The sequence below is a fragment of the Peribacillus simplex NBRC 15720 = DSM 1321 genome (genome assembly GCF_002243645.1).
GTDB lineage: Bacteria > Bacillota > Bacilli > Bacillales > DSM-1321 > Peribacillus > Peribacillus simplex.
In genome coordinates, this window is the sequence record NZ_CP017704.1 from 597,501 (window position 1) to 617,550 (window position 20,050).

Genomic DNA, 20,050 nt, shown 5'->3' on the forward strand with positions numbered 1-20,050 from the left:
ACTATTTTTGGCCATGCCAAATAACCCTCCAAAACCCTTTTGGAAGGATTTTTCTCTGTTTCACAAAACCGTTAATTAGGCTAAATCTAGGAACGTTTCTTTTCTGCTTAATAAAGCATAAATCCAATGAAGCAACTTATTCATACAGGCAACGATTGACACTTTGGCAGGTTTTCCTTCTGATTTTTTCTTATCATAGAATGCTTTAAGCTTTTTGTTCCTTGAACTTCTTATGCCGCATAGTACGGCAAGATACAGAGAATGACGTAGTCTGCTCGAACCCCTTTTGGTAATACGATTAATGGTTGCCGTAAACTTACCCGATGAGTGAACACTTGGATCCACTCCAGCGAAGGCAACCAGTTTTTTCGGATGATTAAACCGATCGATTTCACCAATTTCAGAGATAATCGTTGCTGCGATTTTTTCTCCTATACCGGGAATCGATTGGATGATCTTATATTCTTCCATTTCATTTGCCAGGGCCACTATACGATCTTCCAAATCAGAAAGGTGTCCCTGGTAATGAAAAAGCAACTCAATATACATACGAAGATTGATTACGTGACTTTCATACACGTTTTTTTGAAATGGATTTCGAGATGCGGAATCCATTATTTTTTTTGCTTTTTCCCATGCCCATTCACCCGATCTGCTAGAACAGAACTCTATTACACTCTCTGCTAGTCTACTTTCTCCGGCCGTTAATACCGCCTCTGAAGTAGGATATTCCTTTAACATCAATAAAGAAACCTTCGAATATAGATCCCCAAAAACCTTTCGGTATTCAGGAAACACCTGATCTAAAATGGTGTGAAACTGAAGTTTAGCCTCCACATACATATTCGTTACGATTTCCTGTTGTCTTGACAAATTACGAAGGTCTAAAAGCTGAATTCCTCTAATTTTATGAGGTTCAAAATCCTCCTTGTAATACAGCACACACAACTGGTACGCATCGATTGCGTCCGTTTTTACCTTCCGCAAACTGGACTTCTTTGCCTGATAAGAAATAATCGGATTTAGTAAGATATATAGAATCCCTTGTTCCTCCAAGTATTGAATAACGGGAGAATGGTAATGCCCTGTAGATTCTAAAATGACCATAGGCATCTGCCCTGCCACCTCTTCAACTTCTTTTAGAAAGTCTAAAAATTGATCCAATTCCTCCTTGGTATGCTTCATTGAAAAGCTCTTCCCATACGGTTTAGATTGGTCTAAAAATGCCTGTACTTGGCTCTCTTCTTTTGCCACATCCAGACCAACAACTGGATTCATTGTTTTTTCCTCCTCTACTTACTAACCAGTACCCCTAGTCCTCCATGTAGTGTCATAGCTTCGCTTGTTATACGAGATCTACGTCCCAACCAGCCTCAAACATGTTTCTACAAGTAGGGGGCGGACAGTTTAGTTCACGGGATCAAGTCCCACGCACCCGTACGTCCTACTCTGGCTACTGATATAATAGATTCTATTAAAAAAAGGTCAACCAGTAATTTTTACTGGTCAACCTTATAATACGAACGCACCCGTTAGTTCATTAAGAAAAGCGATTCTTATTAAAGAATCGCGCCCTTTAATGGAACACCTCTATTACCACTCAAAAATTCCCTTGATCCATTTTTAAATTTCAGATGTACTCTATCTTTTGGACATAAAAACACCCCTTTAGAGGATATTATCCAAAGGGGTAAAACGGTGTAACTTTATTATAAACATCGTGACTTTATTTCAAAGCCACATCATTTTCCCTTTAATTCAGCTAAATAGTGCCTTACGGCACTTTCAACTAGTTCATAAACCGTCCTATCATGAATGATTGCTTGTATTTTTAGTTCCTTCATAAGTTCAACATCCATATCGAATGAAGAACGTTTTCTTATAACGTTGGTTCGTTCTATGGTTGGTGCTGATTGTTCGTTCGCTTGTTTGAGCTGTTCTTTACCACGTTTTATGCCAACGTTAGAACGTTGGTTGGTATCGTTAATAGGTTCTTTATTTACATTAGTTGAAACGTTCGCTTTTGCTTTTCCTTCTGTTGCAAAGTCATAAATAAGCTGCTCTTGTACCGTTTCCTCGTCACCTTCACCAACGAAATACCAGCCTTTTTCGCCTGAATTTCTATACTCATAACCAGCTTTTTTCAATGCTTTTCTTAGTAATTTTTCTGAAAGATGAACATCAGCCTTTTTGGCAATATTCGCTGGTGTATCAGTTTTAATTAACTCCAAGATTTCCCCGATTTTCATTTAGTGCGCTCACGGGAAAACCAATACTTTGTTTTGATATTTCGATAAGTCCCAATGTCTTTGATCAGATCGGCAATAAGATCATAACCGCAATATGTGTGCCTCATCGTGCTAAATTCATCTAATGTGACATAATCATCACTCTTTAATTCAACGTGACACTCTCCACAACAAATCGCCATATCAACACCTCCAAAAAGTATATTGATATATTCGTCGAAACTTGGTGGCTATCCTTCTTTCGTACAAAAAAACAGGTCTATTGACGGTCCTTTAATGTTTGTTAGAAATAGCCGCCTGTGAAGCTTTGAAAATAAGTTTGATAAAAAAATACCTAACAAGCTGTACGAAGACACAAAGATAAGTACATTGGGGACATGAATTTGAGTACATAGAGTTATTAATCCACTCAAAACCGCACCAATGCAATCTCTAACTGTTTTGAGATACAAAATCGAGTACATTATAAACAATACAGTCATATAAATTTATCTGTAAACACAAAGGGGAAGGCAATATCTATACCCTCCCCTTTTTCGAACACAACTTATTTTTTTAATCTTCTTGTATTTTATAAAAAAGATTGATCATTTTTTGATCCTTAATCAACTAAAGCACCTGTTAGTAAAAAACTTTATATTCAGAAAATACAGCACCTAGAAGAACGATAGCGTAGCAAATAGTCCGCAGATTTTGGACTCTCACCTCTTCCTTTTTTCATCAAAATGAGTCGCCATGCTGAAACTTTATATTCACGTTGTATTTGACTTTATTGCCATCCTGCTGCTTTAATTTTGGGATCAATTAGCAAAAAAAACACTTACAAATGTAAGTGTTTTTTAAACAGATTTAAAACGTTTATTTAATATTAAAAGTTTGTTCACCTAATTTATCGCCACCAATACCTTGTGTAGCAATTAATGTTACAGGTGTTTCTAAATCATCTAATTCATAAGCTACTGCATTTTTAACTGTACCATCTTTTTTAATTGTTTCTAATTGAGAATCGAGAAATTGGTCATCTGGAAGGCCACCAACTTCAAGAGTATTGACTGCATTAGGATCATTGTCTTGTACTGCTTCAAATACTGCCGTCCATCCAGTAGTAGGGTCAATCTCTTTATCACTTAAATTAGTTGTTTCATACCAAATTGCAAATACAGGTTTTTCACCATATTCATTTCCTTTTTCACCAGCTTGAATAACTTTAGTTTCTGTAATTTTAATTTTTAAGTCATTTAATTTTGCTTCATTATCTTTGAAATAGAGATCATTATTCGTCTCTTTTTCTTCATTTGTATTTTCTGTAGTTGCTTCTTTATTTGCAGAATCAGAACCATTTTTCGTTCCTTCTTCTTGATTGCCACAACCAGCAATTATAGATAGTGTTAGTGCAGAAATTAATATTAAAGTTTTTTTCATCATGTTACATTTCTCCTTATGTTTTAATTTGATTATTATTAGTGTAACTTTTTTTGTGAATATAGTCCTAATGTTTTCTATATTATTCCACCTTTTTTGTTGTAAGTAATCTCCTGATATTGCATCCAAGAATAGAGTTATCCCATCTTTATCAGCAATCTCTACTTCATAATTGTTATCCTCATAAACCTCTAGGATAGTGCCTACTTGTCCTTTAGTAAACTCATTATTGGGATCATCTTTAATTATCCTTACAACATCATATTGTTTCATATTTTCACCATTTCCCAATTAACCTTGTTAAACTCCCTCAGTTTGATGCGAATATCTCTCGAATGCTCACTTATTCGCAGGATTTCATACCCCTTGTAATTAGACTTACGGGTAAATGAAATGAGTTCAGATAAGTTAGGCTTCGTGAAGGCATAGTTAAATAAAGGAGTCAGTTACCACTCCACATTTTACCATATAATGTACATCTCCATGCCGCCCCTGGAGGCTTTCCCTCCCATGTCTCAACGGGTCAATCGCCCTCTCATTCCTTCGTCATGCCTATCCAAGGGGTGGAGGCCAGTTATGCTAACCTGATGGGTCACTGTGCCCTTTTGTTTAAGAAACCTGGTACTCGTACATATTTGAAATCCTACGAATAAGACAACATTCAAAATTAAAGTTAACTATTTTGAATGATACATTCTATATAACTAATGTTTTATTTCTATGCTGCTAATGGGATTAATACTTGGACTTTATTTGGACAATAAGACTCGTTTCGTCGTGCTATTCCTACAAAAATCCTTGCTAGTTTACCTATGAGTTTCATGATTGATTTCATTTTCTTTATCTTCTTTACCTTCACATTATGGGAATGGACGGCCTTAAACTCAGGGTTATTCATCACAAGGCTCATAGTTGCTAAGTAGAGGAATCGTCGTAGTCTTGACCTTCCACGCTTTGAAATGACAATCTGACCTTTCCATTTGCCTGAACTTGCTTCAGCTAGATGTAATCCCGCATGCCGCAATAGAGAGTTTCCGTGAGAGAAACCACTTAGATCTCCTGATTCACCCAGTATCCCGGCTAATGAAATTTCACTTATTCCTTTAATCATAAGTAGTTTTTTTGCAAATGGTATTTTGTAGAGAACTTCTTTAACTTGTTGTTCAACTCTTTCGAGTTGTTTGACAGCGAGGTCATATTCCTCTAATAATTGTTCTAAATGGAATTTATAAGCATCAAGAGCTTGTCCGGTCCCAATAGAGGATTTTGCTAGATTGATTAGTAATTGAGCCTTCTTGGGTCCTGGTTGTCGTTTCATTAAAGACTTCCAACCCCTCATGACATCTAGTGTTTCTAGTGAAGATATTTCATCCGGTGTAGGAAATAAACGAAGGGTTGCGATCGCCCCTTTGCACGTTACATCTTTAAACACTTGTCTGAGTTCAGGAAAGACCACATCCACCCATCGATTTACTTGATTAATAGACATCACGAGACGTTTAACAATCACATCACGATTAGACATTAGAACTCTAAGCTTCTCAAATGATTCTGATGATGGGCGAATAAAGGAATAGTAGCCGTTTTTGACCATATCCGCGATAACGAGCGCATCTTTTTTATCACTCTTAGATTGGGTATTATCACGATTCTCTTTATTCCTTTTTACTAAGTGGGGATTGACTGTTACAACCTCAATGTTTTGGTTATATAACCATTTTGAAAGGTTAATCCAGTAATGGCCTGTAGGCTCCATACCTACTATTGCTGCATCTAAGTTTTTTAATCTTTTTAAATCATGAATCCATTTTAATAGTTTAAGGAACCCCTCTTCATTATTTTCAAATGTAAGAGGCTCTCCAACTACAATTCCACGGAAGTTAACTGCTCTTGCAACGTGTAGTTGTTGAGCGATATCCACACCAACAATAAGGTGTGTATCGGAAATTCTTTCTATTAGTTGATTTTGTTTGTCTTGCATTTTAAAATTCATAGTAGGGCTTCCTCCTTAAGACTCTGAGTTAGATTGGACTCTATACTCGTATCTTACTGAGGGGCTCTATTTTTTTCAAACCTGATATTTAACGATCTACAGGAATGCTAACCTGACCCTTTAGTTGCATAAGAAAAAGCTGCCTTAAAGACAGCTCCGATCTTCAGCTAAAGCACCTGTTAGTTCATTAAGCTGAGTTATAATTTTTCTTCTACATTACACAAATCTTCTGCTATCTGCTTTATTCTTTTAAATCCAAGTCCTTCTCTTTGCTCTAAGGATAACGGGTGTTGTGTTGGTTCTAATTCTATAGAAGGACGTAAACCTATTGGGCGAGTGTGAACCATTGTTTTTAAGTTTAATGTTTCAGGATAACAAGGAATAGAAGTTTGCAGCCAACCAAACATTGGTTTCAAATCCCTTTCTCTGCCTTCAACTTCCCAATACTCCATCATTTTATCAAAATTCGTTTCACTTAATGAAACCCAAACATCCCAAATAAAAGGACCTTCCCCATCTATTACTGGAAGTTCAATACAGCCACGAATAAAGAAATACTCATCATCAATAATACACACATCTTCATGCATCTCAATTCGTTTTTCTTGTTCTTCGAATTTGACAGATAATCAGTTATACTACTTACTTGTTCAAAATATAACTGAACAGCTTGTTTTCAAAAAATCTATTCAGTTGGGTTGTTCAACGCTTATTTTTTCTTACCCACACGATTCAGAATGCTTTTGTTCAAATTATTGCGTAACTTATCATCCCATCTTTTCGCTTGGTCGATAAGTCCATTGGCGAATGCTGTCACGTCTTCACCTGTCAATTCCAATACGTCTTTGCCATCTGCCGCACCAGCTTCAAACAAATCAATGAGATCGTACTGGACTCTCAGCATATCCATGCCGCTTCCAGAGGCGAAACCCCACATATAGTTGCAGATTTTTTTATAGGCTTCTGGGTAGTCGCCTGGCAAAGCTTCCACACGCGCCATCATTTCTTTATATTCTTTTTTGTCGTCAAGTATCTTTTTGATGAAATTTACCATGGTATTTAACCTCCTACCTTATTTTTTATTCGTCCATATTTTTATTTGCTCTTCAACTCTACTCTCAATTTCTTTTTTCAAATCTACTTGCCCTCCTAATATACTCGCCGATTCTCCATCTAGTTTTGAGAGAGCCATCAATTCGTCGGCAAATGCCGCCACGTCTTCACCGGTAACATCTAGCACATGCTTGCCTTCTGCTGCACTGGCTTCAAACAGTTCATACAAATTGATGATTTCTTCACCAAATCCATATCCGAAATTCCACATGTACTTTTGAATCTTTTTGAACACAAAGACATAATCTTTCGGTAGGGAATTTACTTTTTTCATAAATGCTTTGTATTCCTTCTTGCTTTCTAAATCGCCAATGATTAGCTCTATAAATTTCTTCATATTATTACTCCCCCTTTAGGATATTAATTTTTGATGAAACAAAATTCCATTTTTTCCAAAATTGTTCGAGTTCCTCGTGTCCTGCATTATTTAATGAATAAAATTTGCGAGGAGGACCCATTTCAGAACGCTTTTTCTCGATATTCACTAATTCTTTCTTTTCCAATCGCACCAAAATGGTGTAGACCGTTCCCTCAACAACCTCTGTAAAGCCCATTTCATTGAGGCGGCGGGTAATCTCGTAGCCGTAAGAATCTCCCCGGCTGATAATTTCCAGCACACAACCTTCCAACACACCTTTGAGCATTTCTGTTAAATTTTCCATAGCATACACCTCCTAAGCTAACAAGTTATACAGATATTCAGTATTAATAAGTACTGGTATATTGTAATACTATGTAGCAAGGGTGTCAAGTGTGCATTAAAAAAATTATAAATTTAAAAGATACAAAAGGATTTGCTGTAAATGCGGAGTAAGAAAAGGTATTCTTGAGCATTATCTATTAAACTGAGGGAGTTCATTAAGGAAAACCAAAATCAAGTATTGATTTCGGTTTATCATTTTTATAAACGATTAAACTTTATTTAAATCGTGACATCTTTTTTATAAACGGTACGACTTTATTTTAAAACTACAACAATGCCACAAGAAAAAAGACGATTAGCTATTGCTAGTCATCTCTTTAACTGTAGCGTAAATAGTGGAACGTGGAATGCCTGTCATTTTGGCTATATCATTTACGCTTATTCCATTCGATTCTCTTTCATCATACAGCTTTAAAGCCTTCTTAACTTCCTTCTCGTCCTTCCCTTTACGTCCCAAATGTATCCCTGTGCCTTTGCCCTTTCACGTCCCTCAGTGGTTCTATCCTTAATCAGATCACGTTCAAATTCAGCAATGGCCCCCAGCATAGTAAACATTAACTTTCCGCTCGGTGTAGAAAAATCAATCTGTTCCTTAATGAAAACTAACGAAATTCCACGTTCTTCTAAATCCTTAGCAATCTTTTGTAGGTCAAAGGTGGAACGTGCTAATCTATCCAACTTGTAAACAACCAGCTTGTCACCTTCCCTTAAATAGTCCAACGCCTTAGCAAGTTCTTTCCTGTCAGATTTAGCACGAGTTTTGGAACAAATATTAAAAATTAGCAGATAGCTAAAGAGGCGTTTTTAATTTTTTTCAGCATACGGATCATATTGTTGAGTAACAGATTATGCACATAATGGAGAGTTGAAATAATATTTAAGTAACTCTAATGAAGTTTTGAAATAAAGTTTTTTTTCAACAACTTATTGCACACTATAGCATATATTGTGCATATACGATATACACAAGGGAGATGTCATATGATCGCTTTAGAGGTTAAAGGTTTAAATAAAAAGTATAGAGATTTTCATTTAAAGGATGTATCGTTTCAGCTGGAAAAGGGTTATATTATGGGCTTTATCGGTGCCAATGGCGCAGGAAAAACAACCACCATCAAATCGATTTTGAATATGATTCAATTGGAAAGCGGCGAGGTGCACATTCTGGGCAAGAACATGGCTGAACATGAACTCGAATTGAAACAGGACATCGGATTCGCATTTGGCGGCATCGATTTCTATACTCGAAGCAAAATCAAGAAATTGACCAATGTGATCAAGAAGTTCTATAAGAATTGGGATGATGAAACCTATTACAACTATCTGAGAAGATTCAAGCTGGACGAAAACAAAAAAATCGTCGACTTGTCAAAGGGAATGAAAGTAAAGTACAGCTTAGCCCTTGCCTTGTCCCATGGTGCGAATCTTCTCATTCTCGATGAGCCAACAAGCGGACTCGATCCGGTCGCAAGAGATGATTTGTTGGATATTTTTCAAGAACTCGTATTAAATGGTGAAATCAGCATTCTCTTCTCTACGCACATTACATCTGACTTGGAGAAATGCGCCGATTTAATTACCTTTATCGAAAACGGCCAAATCATCCACAGCTCGGAAAAAGAAGAATTTAAGGAATCCTATCGCCTGCTGAACGGTAATGAAACCCAGCTGAACCAGGTGAAAGAGAGGTTGATTTCATATAAAATCAATTCATTCGGCTTTACGGGATTGATCCGCTCATGCGACTTCGATACCTCTTCTGATATAAAAGCAACCATACCGAGTCTCGAGGAAATCATGATTTATTTCGCGAAAAAGGAGGATATGTATGTATAACTTAGTGATGAAGGATTTAAAATTAGGCATAAATCCTTGGTTTCTGGCACTGCCTTTTTTTGCAGGCGCCTTAATGCTTATTCCCAGCTGGATTTATTTTATCGTTCTTCAGTATTTTTTCTGGATCTCGGTGCCAAATATTTGTGCTCAATTTAAAGCGCAGAACGATCTAATATTTACCACGACAATGCCTGTATCCAGAAAAGACATAGTGAAGGCAAGGGTAACCGTTATTGTTATCCTGGAATTATTGCATATTGTGATAGCAATGATCTTTGGTTTGTTCACGATTCACTTGTACCCGAATATGAACTACTATTTCTTCGCACCACATATGGGTTTTTGGGGGCTGTGTTTTGTCATGCTTGCAATCTTCAACATTTTCTTTATCTCCATGTATTACAAAACGGCGTATAAATATGGTCTTGCGGCGACTGCATCCATTACGGCTGCTTTGGTTTTTTCCGGAGGTGCACAATGGTTGGGAATCCAGAATTCTTTTGTGTTTGACATTTTCAATGGTTCTGGTGCTGATAGTACAGCGCTTCAAATATCAATCCTGATTGCCGGAATTGCAATATTTACAGTATTCACTATTGCAGCCTGCAATATAGCCATTAAACGATTGGAGAAAGTGGATATTTAATGAACATAGCTATTTCAAACACATCTGAAAAACCAATCTATCAGCAACTTTTTGAACAAATCAGCGCTAAAATTCTCAAGGGTGAGATAGAAAAAGGTTATAGTTTACCCCCAATACGACAAGCAGCCAAAGAATTGCGTGTTAGTGTTATCACTATAAAAAAAGCTTGGGAAGAACTTGAACGAAGTGATTTGATTTATACTATAACTGGTAAAGGGTGTTTTGTAGCCGAACTCTCATCCGGTGATATGCTTCAAAAACGTAATGAAATGATCATGAAGCAAATGGTTGTTGACACTTCTTATTACAAATCCCTTGGCCTTACCATAGAAGAGGTTTTTGAGCTTATGAAGAAGGTTTATTAAGAAAATACACCTGCCATACGACATCTGCAATTTGGCCCGATTGCTGAGCAAAAAAGATCCTGCAATCAGCACAGATTTTTTGATCGAACTTTGTTATAAACATTCAGACTTTAAAAGATATACTGTTTAAAAAATTCACATCGGATGAGCAGGTGACAAAATGCCGTTTCTGTTTAAAATTAAGATGTTCCGCAAACGGGTGCAATTGCCGAACAATGAGCAGTCGAGGGGCGATAATGAAAGGTCAAACCTCCTGTTATACCGCTCAAGTGTATAATGGTGCTGGGTATAAAGCTAAGGCTAAAGGCTATATCAATTGGGGTATAGCCTCAGGAATGACTGGTTGGTACTAATCTGCGAAGAATTTAATTGAACAAACAGCTAAAAGGATCTTCGATGAAGATCCTTTTTCAATACCGATAATACACGAGTTTTGGAACAAATTCTATAAATTTAGAATTTTATTTATGAACTACAATAACAGATAAGCAAGTGTGTGTTTATTTTTGTCCAGCAATCGGGCCATTTGGGTGAAGCCTTAAACTAATAGCACTTAAGGGACATAATTTCCATCAGGAGTAATTTTAAGGGCTAAGTAACTAAAGGAAGTAGCATCATGACTTTGACAAATGGCTTTTTTCTGAATGAGTTTAAAACCTTTGTCTGTTTTTCTCGCCCTCGAGTGTTACCCCTATTTTGTATAAAAAAAACTTAAAGCTACATAATATAAACAAAGTTAAAGGCAAGCTGTCTTTTAACAAAAAGATTAAGTAATAAAAGGAATACGAAAAATTGAAGGGGTGCAATGTGAGTAAAGTACGAGTCTGGCTGGAAAAACGTTCGCCTGCCCAAATTATTACAGGCTATTATTTACTAGCAGTTATTATATCAATTCTACTATTTAGCCTACCCGAGGTTTATAAACCTCGGGTAGAAGTGTCTTTTTTTGATAAAGTTTTCATGGCTGTCAGTGTAGTGACTGACACAGGTATGACCATATTTAATATATCGGAAACTTATAGCGTATTTGGGTATTTTATTATTATGCTCGTGTTACAATTTGGGGGCATTGGCATTATGGCCATGAGCACATTTTTTTGGATACTTTTGGGCCAGAAAATTGGATTAAAAAAACGGCGTCTAATAATGATTGACAATAATCAGTTTGAATTATCAGGACTCGTTCGATTAGTTCGGGATATTCTAAAGATGATTCTCTTTATTGAACTTTTCGGAGGACTCATTTTGGGATTTTATTTCTTGAATTATTATCCTACTTGGAAGGAAGCATTTCTTCAAGGCCTATTTTCATCGGTTTGCGCGACGACAAATGCTGGTATGGATATAACCGGAGAATCTTATATTCCTTATGCGAATGATTATTTTGTACAATTGATGACGATTATACAAATTATCATTGGAGCAATTGGGTTTCCTGTATTAATAGAAGTGAAGGAATATTTATCTAGGAAAAATAGTGAATACCCTTTCCGTTTTTCATTATTTACAAAGTTAACGACAATTACATACGGAATTCTTCTTGTTATTGGGACAATCCTTATTTTGCTACTTGAATTTCAACATTATTTTAAGGATGTGTCATGGCATAAAGCGTTTTTTTATGCTTTTTTCCAATCAGCGACTACAAGAAGCACCGGATTTACTACAATGGATATTACAGAATTTTCAATGCCTACACTTCTAGTTATGAGTGTTTTCATGTTTATAGGCGGATCTCCCAATTCTATGGGCGGTGGAATCAGGACGACTACGCTCGCTTTAAATCTATTATTTATTTATAACTTTGCGAAAGGAAAGCGTGATATCAAAGTCTTTAATCGTGAACTTCATCAGTATGATATTATGAAATCATTTGCCATTACGTTATTAGCTATTGTCATGTGCTTCATATCAGTTATTGCTATAAGTATTTCCGATAAACAGCAGCAGCTTATTGCTATTTTTTTGGAAGTTTGCTCTGCCTTCGGTACAGTAGGCTTATCCATGGGGATTACCCCAGATCTTAGTATTTTTGCGAAATGTATTCTTATGATTTTAATGTTTATTGGAAGAATTGGTTTAACTTCTTTCTTTTTTATCATCGGAGGAGAAGACAATAAGGAAGATAATTATCATTATCCAAAAGAGAGAGTTATTACAGGTTAACATCGGGTAGGTCTAGCACCGTGCCTACTGCATGGGAGTAATACCAGCAAAGTTGTTACCACCCGCAATAAGAAGACATAAAAAATGATTAGCCGTATCAAAATAGTGGTGTAGTTGCAACTGAATAGATTATTTTTGTTGCTATGATTGTTAAAAATCCCCATATTATAAAAATGTAGTAAAGTTAAAAGCCACGGTTACTCTATTCCGAAATGGGCGCGATTGTTGAATAATGAGCAGTCACTTTTTTACTAAACAGATCATAACGTTCTATAAATGATTGGATGTAAATAATTAAGAAACCCAACTAATCTTCTCATGTGAAGGTAGCTGGGTTTTAAAGTTGGATGTGCAAAATAACACTTAAAATATACGCAAATTATCGGTCAAAGTGACAGACAAAAAACCTCAAAAACTACTTAAATACATAACCAAAAATATAACCAAAATCTAAATACCAATATATTTATCTCTACCCCCTTTTTGGTATAGTTAAGGCATTAATAAGGGGGGATTCTTGTTGAAATTTGGATATGCACGTGTCAGTCATTATCGTTACAACTTGATGCATTGGCTCACTACGGAGTGGACCAGACTTTTGAAGAAAAAGAATCAGGTAAGAAAAAAACCGACCAGAAATTCAATTTTAAAGATCTCTAGTAAAATTAATGCAAATAGCGATATTTGGTAAAGAACAAGTTAGTTGAATTAAGAGGGCAACTTGAATACAGTTTGAATGTATCACAATGAAGTCTCCATCACTGTACATAGGATAAAATGTTGGCGGTACCCCAAATAAGGCCCGTACAGCCCTTTTGAAAAACATATCAAACTATATTGTCCTGTAAATTGACTATAAAAAAACCTTGAAAGGTCATAGCCAATCAAGGGGAATCAAATAAAATTAGATCTCATTCAGGACCTTCAGTCCTTCAATAAAAGATTTAAAGCTTTCTGCAACCTTATAGATATTTTCGTCCTGGCTTGATGGATCCGAATACCACCCTTGATCCCAGAAGTAGATTCCTTTTTCCTCATCATTATTTATCAAGAGGATTTTACCTGCGTACGTATCACTACCTATTATGATGCAATTCGTATGTAAGTCTTTCTTATACTCCTCATGCCATTTCATCAAATCAAGCTCTTTTTCATTAAAATCAATTCCATATAATACTTTTAATGAAACAAGTGTGTCTAACGCATCCACATAAAAATTACCTTGTTGCACGATAGTAGTACCTTCATTATATTCAAGGAGAAATTGTTTATAATCGGCAGGGATTTCAAAATCAACATATCGCTCAAAGTCATTGATTGCTTCCTGTGTGGCTTGTCCATATCCAGTAATGTTCATTTTATCAACTCCTGTTCAATTTTCTATAAACAATAAGCTGACCCATATTAAAATCCTAAAGAGATGTACTTGATTTCTAGGTATTCTTCAATGCCGTAGTGACCACCTTCGCGTCCAAGACCGCTTTCTTTGAAGCCGCCAAAAGGAGCTTGAGCCACAGATGGTAAACCATCATTTAATCCGACAATCCCGTATTCCAAGCCTTCTGAGATTTCAATGGCTTCGGTGAGGTTATCACTGAATACATAAGCAGCAAGGCCGAATGGCGTGTTGTTTGCACGTTCAATGACTTCTTCTGTTGTTTTGAACGTCGTAATAGGAGCAATCGGACCAAATGTTTCCTCATACATACAAAGCATATCATCAGTTACGCCTGTTAATACTGTTGGTTCCACGAAGAAGCCATCCTTGTCTTCTAGCGCTTTTCCACCAACTGCTACAGTGGCTCCTTTTTGCTTAGCGTCGTCTAACTGACTAAGTACTTTAGAAACAGCATGCTCATCAATTAGAGGGCCGATATGCACGCCTTCATCAAGGCCGTTACCTATCTTGAATGTCCCTACTTCTTTCGTGAATGCTTCTACAAACTCAGCTTCTACGGATTCATGAACATAGACCCTGTTTGCACAGACGCATGTTTGTCCAGCGTTTCGGTACTTGGACGCAACTAAACCTTTCACTGCTTTTTCGATATTTGCATTAGCTGTCACGATAAATGGAGCATGTCCACCAAGCTCAAATGATACTTTTTTCACTGTTTCAGCCGCGCCGCGCATAAGCATTTTACCAACTTCTGTTGAACCTGTGAAAGAGATTTTACGAACCCGGGAATCTTGCATCCACGCATCACCAATTTCTTTCGCACTTCCTGTTACTAGGTTAATTACACCTTTAGGAATGCCCGCTTCTTCTGCTAATTCAACTAACCTAATTGCAGTTAAAGGTGTTTGCATTGCCGGTTTAATTACTGCTGTACAACCAGCAGCAAGAGCCGGAGCTACCTTTCTTGTAATCATTGCTGCCGGGAAGTTCCAAGGCGTGATAGCCGCCATTACACCAACCGGCTGCTTTTGAACGATGATTCTTTTACGTGGATCAGAAGAAGGGATTGTTTCACCGTAAATACGTTTTCCTTCTTCTGCATACCAAGAAATAAAGCTGTTCGCATAATTGACTTCACCAATCGCTTCATTCAATGGCTTTCCTTGTTCCTCTGTCATGATTTGTCCAATTTCTTCTTTTTGGTCCTCGATTAATTGGAACCATTTATTTAAGTAAGCAGCACGTTCGCCCGCTGTTTTTTTAGACCATAGCTTAAAAGCTTCGTAAGCTGCATCCGCTGCCTGCTCCGCTTCTTTCGTGCCACCATTAGGAACCGTCGCAAATGCTTGATTAATTGCTGGGTTGATAACTTCTTTTTTATTGTCTAGCTCGATCCATTCGCCATTAATATACATTTTCCAATTTTTCATTTTACTTCTCTTCCCTTCTCTATCTCAAAGTTCGGTTTTTGAATATATTTATTGCGTGTCATCTGCACAAAGAAATACGCACCTATCAGCGTCCATCCGCAAACTGCATACATGATTCCATGTTAAAAATCCGATCCCACGGTTTTTTTAGTTATTCAAGAGATTCCACCCTTTACTGGTCAAAATTGGTTGCTCATAACGAAAACAGACGCCCTATTTTCCATCTTTAGGCTTCATTCAGTATTCTCTCAATGGAAGAGCTTTCATTTTCCCTCAAGTATCTTCTTATTTACGGTTTGAACAAAATTCATTTTCTTTTTTTTATTTCTAATAAATACAAAGTACGACACTAGTACCAAACCCGTTATGCAAAATGTAAGGAAAAATTGTAAACGCATTGATGGGATAAAAGCTTGTGCAACAAATATCGTAAATAACATAAATATTGTTAAATATGTTAGATAAGGGAACAACCACATTTTCACTTTTAATAATCCGGGATTCTCTTTCTCAATTTTCTTTCGAGAACGCAAGTGAGATATAGCAATAAAAATATACATAATCATTGTTACACCCCCAGAACTACTAGCTAAAATGACAAAGAATTGATCTGCAGCTACAAATTTTAGTAATGTGAACATGTATGCAGCTACTACGCACGCTAATATTGCTCCAATTGGGGCCCCTCGTTTATTTACTTTTGAAAATAATTTTGGTGCATCCCCTTTTTTAGATAAGGAGTATAGTATACGCGAACTAGTATACATACCTGTATTTAAAATCGAAAGTAACGAAACGAAGATTACAATATTCATGAATTGACCAGCTGCAGGTAAACCTGCCATATCAAATATACTTGCATAAGGTGCCTTGAATAAGCCTGCTTCACTTTTTGGAAGTAAGAATACTAGTATTATCGAAGAGCCAACGAAGAAAATCAGCAATCTCCAAACAACACTATTAATTGCCTTAATGATATTTTTTTCTGGATTTTCAGATTCTCCTGCTGCAATAGCTGCTACTTCACTTCCTGAAAGAGAAAATGTTATAAATACAATACTTAAAAATACAGGGAGAATTCCTTGAGGGAAAAATCCTCCATAGGAATTAATGTTATCCATGCCAGGCGATTCCACCCCAGGCATAATGCCTAGGAACATTGCCGTACCTACACATAAAAATGAAATAATGGTTGCCACTTTAATAAATGCTAACCAATATTCAAATTCCCCATAAGATTTAACTGAAAATATGTTAGTGAACATCATAATAATAGGGAAACATAAACTTGCTGTCCACATTGGGATAGACGGTACCCATTGATGGACCATAGCTCCTAATATAGTTGCCTCAATTACAATGATAATAATCCAGTTAAACCAATACAACCAACCAATGGTATAGCCAGCCCAGGGACCTATTGCCTGATGAGCATAAGTTGAAAATGACCCACTATCTGGATTTAACACGGCCATCTCACCTAGCATTCGCATAACTAGCACTACCATGATTGTTGCCAATAGATACGATAAGATAGCTGCTGGTCCTGTATCATTTATAATCGTTCCTGTACCCACATATAATCCTGATCCTATTACTCCACCAATAGATATCATTGTTATGTGTCTTGTTTTCAAACCTTTTTGAAGTTCATTTTTCTGAATAGCCATCTCCTTCAATCCTCTCGTGTATGAACTTCTTAACCTTTCTAGTTGCTGACGATTGACTGATGCCAAGAACTTTAGCAATTTTATAAGTGGATTTATATTGTTCGTAGGCTTGTACTATCATTTTTTGTTCCACTTCCTCGATCACTTCAGGAAGTGTGGTCCCCTTATTAGCTAATTCCTGATGAAGTATTTCAAGTGGTAAATCATCTATCGTTACTATAGCATCACTTGTTACTACTAAACGTTCAACCATGTTTTCCAATTCACGAATATTACCTTTCCATTCATAGTCTAAAAAGACATTCAGCACCTTTGGGGAAAAGCGGACACTTGTACCGTACAACTGATTAAAATGTTCTAAAAAATAATAAGTTAACGGGATAATGTCTTCTTTTCTCTCACAGAGAGGCGGTATATGAATAGGTATCACATTTAACCGATAGTATAAGTCCTTCCGAAACGTGCCTTTCTCGGCCATCTCAGCCAGGTTTTTGTTTGTAGCGGCAATAATCCTGATGTTCAGGGAAATAGGAACTTTCCCTCCCACCGGTCGGATTTGCTTTTCCTGCAAAACATGTAGCAGTTTGCTTTGTGCTGGCAGGGACAATTCGCCAATTTCATCTAAAAACAACGTACCGTTATTAGATAGCTCAATCAGCCCTTTCTTCCCTTCCCGAAAAGCACCGGTGAATGTTCCGCCTTCATATCCAAATAATTCTGACTCTATTAATTGTTCCGGAAGTGCTGCACAATTGACTTCATTTAATATTTCATTTCTTCTATCACTAAGCTGATGGATGGATCGAACGATTTTACTCTTGCCAACTCCCGTCTCTCCAAGCAACAATACGGTAGTATTGACTTTCGCAATCTTGCGAATAGTTACCATCACTCGTTCCATTTTCTCACTTTTGGAAATTAATCCTTCCACTTCAAACGGTTCATGCAATACTTTTTTGTAGCCCGCTAACAAATCTTCCATTTCTTCTACTCTATGTCTTAGTTGCATTAGTTCCGTTAAATCACGGGAATAGCTGATGACACTCTTTAGCTCTCCTTGATCATTAAAAACCGGTCTCGTCCGCACATGCAGATAGCGGCCAGAACTAGTCATTTGAAACAATTCTATCGGCTCCTGTCCTTCAATTACTTTTAAGGTGGCAGAAGGATAAAAAATGCCCATTTTCTCTAAATCCACTACATGCTTCCCAACTAATTCACCGGCCGACATTTTGTAGTTTTTCTCGCATGTAGAATTAACACGAATCACGACACCACTGGCATTGGTCACAAAAATTTCATCGAAAGACGATTCAAATATATCAAATAATTCTTCGTTCACAGCATCTTGATGTTCATTCATGGCAAGCTTCCTTCCAAATATATAGAATTTACATATTATATCAAAAACCTATATAGAAGATAAGCCTGCCATTGGACTACCTCATTAGAAAATTATGCTTGCACCGTCAAAGCGGAATAAGCTGCTTCCAGGGACTCTTCTAAAATGTCCAAACCCTCTGCCAATTGCTCATTCGTTATTACTAAAGGCATTAATACCCGCAGAACATTTCCGAAAGCTCCAGCACTTAATAACAACAAACCACGATTATTTGCTTCTTTAATAAGATGGTTCACGATGTCTTTATTTGGTTCTTTTGTTTCGCGGTTTTTGACGAATTCCATCGCGCACATGGAACCAAGTCCACGAACATCACCGATCACGTCGTATTTTTCAGCTAACTTACGGAAGCGATTCATGACTACTTCACCAAGTTGTTCTCCGCGTTCGTTTAGTTTTTCTTCTTCAATAATATCAAGAACTGCAAGTGCTGCTGCACAACCAAGCGGGCTTCCTGCATAAGTTCCTCCTAATTCACCTGGAGAAGAAACCTCCATGATTTCTTTACGACCAATAACTCCACTAATTGGCACCCCTGCTGCTAGTGATTTAGATACAGTAAGTAAATCAGGTACGATATCGAAGTGCTCGATGGCGAAATAACGTCCTGTACGGCTGAACCCAGCTTGGATTTCATCAGAGATAAACAAAATTCCATGTTCTTGACATAAGTCATAAACGGCTTTAACAAAGCGTTTAGATGGAACGATAAATCCACCTTCACCTTGAACTGGTTCCATAACTACTGCCGCAACGCTTTCTGGCGCTACATCATTGATAAAGAACTCCTTGAACTGATCGATGATGAAGTCTTCATATTGATCTTCTGTTGTGCCGCTAGGACGACGGTAATTGTAAGGATACGGCGCTTTATATACTTCTGGAGCAAATGGGCCGAATTCAAATTTATAAGGTTTCACTTTACTTGTCATCGTCATAGTCATTAATGTACGACCGTGGTAACCGCGTGAAAAGGAAATAATACCAGAACGTTTTGTGTATTTACGAGCAATTTTCACTGCATTTTCCACTGCTTCAGCGCCGCTGTTTAATAGAATGACTTGTTTATCATGGTCGCCAGGTGCAATCTTAGCCAATTTTTCTGCCAACTCGATATATGGTTCATACATCATCACGTTAAAGCCAGTGTGAATGTATTCATCTACTTGTTTGTGAAGAGCTTCTTTTACTTTCGGATGGCAATGGCCAACGTTAATCGTACCAATCGCACCTACAAAATCGATAAAGGTATTTCCATCAACGTCATGAATAAGAGCGCCTTCTGCTGATTGTACAAAAGTAGGTACGCCATTGCTGACACCCTTTGGCACACTTGAATTTCTTCTTTCCACTAATTGCTTTGCTTTAACTCCTGGTAGATTTCCTGAAACTCTTGCAAACTTCTTTGTCATTCTTAATCTCTCCTTCTCTTTATTAACATTAGGGGTTGTATACCTGTACAAATACTAATGCAAGAAACGTGCCAAATTATTTTATTAGTCAGATACCTATATTTTATGAATTATTAATGAATAGCAAACAAAAAAAATAAGTCACTAATGAATTGAATAATTCTTAAGTGACTTATTTTTAATCATTTGTATTAATGAACCAAAAACCTGTAGAGCTTTTTATAACCTTTAAAAGAGGATATTC

The 20,050-nt window shown here is 36.9% G+C and carries 17 protein-coding genes and 1 pseudogene; 4 read left to right on the forward strand and 14 right to left on the reverse strand.

Annotation, left to right across the window (positions count from 1 at the left end):
• Positions 1-75: 75 nt before the first annotated feature.
• The 9 genes and pseudogenes from BS1321_RS02670 to BS1321_RS02715 form a co-directional block, all read right to left on the reverse strand.
• Positions 76-1,278 carry an IS110 family RNA-guided transposase gene (locus BS1321_RS02670; protein ID WP_094246568.1) on the reverse strand — a complete coding sequence of 401 codons (1,203 nt, stop codon included), beginning with the start codon at positions 1,276-1,278 and terminating at the stop codon, positions 76-78.
• Between the two features lie 464 nt (positions 1,279-1,742).
• Entirely contained in the window at positions 1,743-2,249 is a 507-nt protein-coding gene (locus BS1321_RS02675; protein WP_063236569.1) for a hypothetical protein, read from the reverse strand.
• An 858-nt stretch (positions 2,250-3,107) separates the two neighbouring features.
• Positions 3,108-3,962 carry a DUF5067 domain-containing protein gene (locus BS1321_RS02685; RefSeq protein ID WP_081113117.1) on the reverse strand — a complete coding sequence of 285 codons (855 nt, stop codon included), beginning with the start codon at positions 3,960-3,962 and terminating at the stop codon, positions 3,108-3,110.
• 427 nt (positions 3,963-4,389) lie between these two features.
• On the reverse strand, positions 4,390-5,664 hold the full coding sequence (locus tag BS1321_RS02690; RefSeq protein WP_063236580.1) for an IS110 family RNA-guided transposase: 1,275 nt from the start codon (positions 5,662-5,664) through the stop codon (positions 4,390-4,392).
• 197 nt (positions 5,665-5,861) lie between these two features.
• Positions 5,862-6,254 carry a DUF2199 domain-containing protein gene (locus BS1321_RS02695; RefSeq protein WP_081113110.1) on the reverse strand — a complete coding sequence of 131 codons (393 nt, stop codon included), beginning with the start codon at positions 6,252-6,254 and terminating at the stop codon, positions 5,862-5,864.
• A gap of 119 nt (positions 6,255-6,373) precedes the next feature.
• Positions 6,374-6,718, reverse strand: a complete 345-nt coding sequence (locus BS1321_RS02700) for a DUF1048 domain-containing protein (protein WP_063236454.1) — start codon at positions 6,716-6,718, stop codon at positions 6,374-6,376.
• Between the two features lie 18 nt (positions 6,719-6,736).
• Positions 6,737-7,114, reverse strand: coding sequence for a DUF1048 domain-containing protein (locus BS1321_RS02705; protein WP_063236455.1), 378 nt, complete (start codon positions 7,112-7,114; stop codon positions 6,737-6,739).
• Between the two features lie 4 nt (positions 7,115-7,118).
• Positions 7,119-7,439 (reverse strand): PadR family transcriptional regulator, encoded by a 321-nt coding sequence (locus BS1321_RS02710; RefSeq protein WP_063236456.1) that lies wholly within the window; start codon positions 7,437-7,439, stop codon positions 7,119-7,121.
• Positions 7,440-7,775: 336 nt separating this feature from the next.
• Positions 7,776-8,233 (reverse strand): annotated as a pseudogene (locus BS1321_RS02715) (recombinase family protein); the annotation flags it as partial.
• Positions 8,234-8,461: 228 nt separating this feature from the next.
• On the opposite strand from BS1321_RS02715, the gene BS1321_RS02720 reads away from it, so the two are divergent.
• The 4 genes from BS1321_RS02720 (at position 8,462) to BS1321_RS02735 (ending at position 12,493) form a co-directional block, all read left to right on the forward strand.
• Positions 8,462-9,316 carry an ABC transporter ATP-binding protein gene (locus BS1321_RS02720; protein ID WP_063236457.1) on the forward strand — a complete coding sequence of 285 codons (855 nt, stop codon included), beginning with the start codon at positions 8,462-8,464 and terminating at the stop codon, positions 9,314-9,316.
• The gene (locus BS1321_RS02725; RefSeq protein WP_063236458.1) at positions 9,309-9,962 is read left to right on the forward strand and encodes an ABC-2 transporter permease; all 654 of its coding nucleotides are present in this window, start codon (positions 9,309-9,311) and stop codon (positions 9,960-9,962) included. Before BS1321_RS02720 ends, BS1321_RS02725 begins: the two co-directional genes overlap by 8 nt.
• A complete protein-coding gene (locus BS1321_RS02730; protein ID WP_063236459.1) occupies positions 9,962-10,327 on the forward strand; it encodes a GntR family transcriptional regulator in 366 nt (121 codons plus the stop codon). Before BS1321_RS02725 ends, BS1321_RS02730 begins: the two co-directional genes overlap by 1 nt.
• Before the next feature lie 807 nt (positions 10,328-11,134).
• On the forward strand, positions 11,135-12,493 hold the full coding sequence (locus tag BS1321_RS02735; RefSeq protein WP_063236460.1) for a TrkH family potassium uptake protein: 1,359 nt from the start codon (positions 11,135-11,137) through the stop codon (positions 12,491-12,493).
• A 904-nt stretch (positions 12,494-13,397) separates the two neighbouring features.
• Here BS1321_RS02735 and BS1321_RS02745 read toward each other — a convergent pair.
• From BS1321_RS02745 to gabT, 5 genes are all read right to left on the reverse strand, one after another.
• Complete coding sequence (locus BS1321_RS02745) at positions 13,398-13,850, reverse strand: SMI1/KNR4 family protein (protein ID WP_063236461.1); 453 nt, start codon at positions 13,848-13,850, stop codon at positions 13,398-13,400.
• A 47-nt stretch (positions 13,851-13,897) separates the two neighbouring features.
• Positions 13,898-15,307, reverse strand: a complete 1,410-nt coding sequence (locus tag BS1321_RS02750; protein WP_081113111.1) for an NAD-dependent succinate-semialdehyde dehydrogenase — start codon at positions 15,305-15,307, stop codon at positions 13,898-13,900.
• Positions 15,308-15,585: 278 nt separating this feature from the next.
• Positions 15,586-16,992 (reverse strand): amino acid permease, encoded by a 1,407-nt coding sequence (locus BS1321_RS02755; protein ID WP_063236463.1) that lies wholly within the window; start codon positions 16,990-16,992, stop codon positions 15,586-15,588.
• Positions 16,973-18,355: a sigma-54 interaction domain-containing protein gene (locus BS1321_RS02760; protein ID WP_063236464.1), complete on the reverse strand. Its 1,383-nt coding sequence runs from the start codon at positions 18,353-18,355 to the stop codon at positions 16,973-16,975. Before BS1321_RS02760 ends, BS1321_RS02755 begins: the two co-directional genes overlap by 20 nt.
• A gap of 92 nt (positions 18,356-18,447) precedes the next feature.
• The gene (gene gabT, locus BS1321_RS02765) at positions 18,448-19,806 is read right to left on the reverse strand and encodes a 4-aminobutyrate--2-oxoglutarate transaminase (protein ID WP_063236465.1); all 1,359 of its coding nucleotides are present in this window, start codon (positions 19,804-19,806) and stop codon (positions 18,448-18,450) included.
• Positions 19,807-20,050: the final 244 nt, after the last annotated feature.

Bases quoted from the DNA above. Each gene is read 5' to 3' on its own strand.
- BS1321_RS02690 (WP_063236580.1), bottom strand. From the start codon at position 5,664: ATGAATTTTAAAATGCAAGACAAACAAAATCAACTAATAGAAAGAATT.
- BS1321_RS02725 (WP_063236458.1), top strand. From the start codon at position 9,309: ATGTATAACTTAGTGATGAAGGATTTAAAATTAGGCATAAATCCTTGG.
- BS1321_RS02700 (WP_063236454.1), bottom strand. From the start codon at position 6,718: ATGGTAAATTTCATCAAAAAGATACTTGACGACAAAAAAGAATATAAA.
- BS1321_RS02675 (WP_063236569.1), bottom strand. From the start codon at position 2,249: ATGAAAATCGGGGAAATCTTGGAGTTAATTAAAACTGATACACCAGCG.
- BS1321_RS02710 (WP_063236456.1), bottom strand. From the start codon at position 7,439: ATGGAAAATTTAACAGAAATGCTCAAAGGTGTGTTGGAAGGTTGTGTG.
- BS1321_RS02695 (WP_081113110.1), bottom strand. From the start codon at position 6,254: ATGCATGAAGATGTGTGTATTATTGATGATGAGTATTTCTTTATTCGT.
- BS1321_RS02670 (WP_094246568.1), bottom strand. From the start codon at position 1,278: ATGAATCCAGTTGTTGGTCTGGATGTGGCAAAAGAAGAGAGCCAAGTA.
- BS1321_RS02705 (WP_063236455.1), bottom strand. From the start codon at position 7,114: ATGAAGAAATTTATAGAGCTAATCATTGGCGATTTAGAAAGCAAGAAG.
- BS1321_RS02720 (WP_063236457.1), top strand. From the start codon at position 8,462: ATGATCGCTTTAGAGGTTAAAGGTTTAAATAAAAAGTATAGAGATTTT.
- BS1321_RS02745 (WP_063236461.1), bottom strand. From the start codon at position 13,850: ATGAACATTACTGGATATGGACAAGCCACACAGGAAGCAATCAATGAC.
- BS1321_RS02755 (WP_063236463.1), bottom strand. From the start codon at position 16,992: ATGGCTATTCAGAAAAATGAACTTCAAAAAGGTTTGAAAACAAGACAC.
- BS1321_RS02750 (WP_081113111.1), bottom strand. From the start codon at position 15,307: ATGTATATTAATGGCGAATGGATCGAGCTAGACAATAAAAAAGAAGTT.
- gabT (WP_063236465.1), bottom strand. From the start codon at position 19,806: ATGACAAAGAAGTTTGCAAGAGTTTCAGGAAATCTACCAGGAGTTAAA.
- BS1321_RS02760 (WP_063236464.1), bottom strand. From the start codon at position 18,355: ATGAATGAACATCAAGATGCTGTGAACGAAGAATTATTTGATATATTT.
- BS1321_RS02730 (WP_063236459.1), top strand. From the start codon at position 9,962: ATGAACATAGCTATTTCAAACACATCTGAAAAACCAATCTATCAGCAA.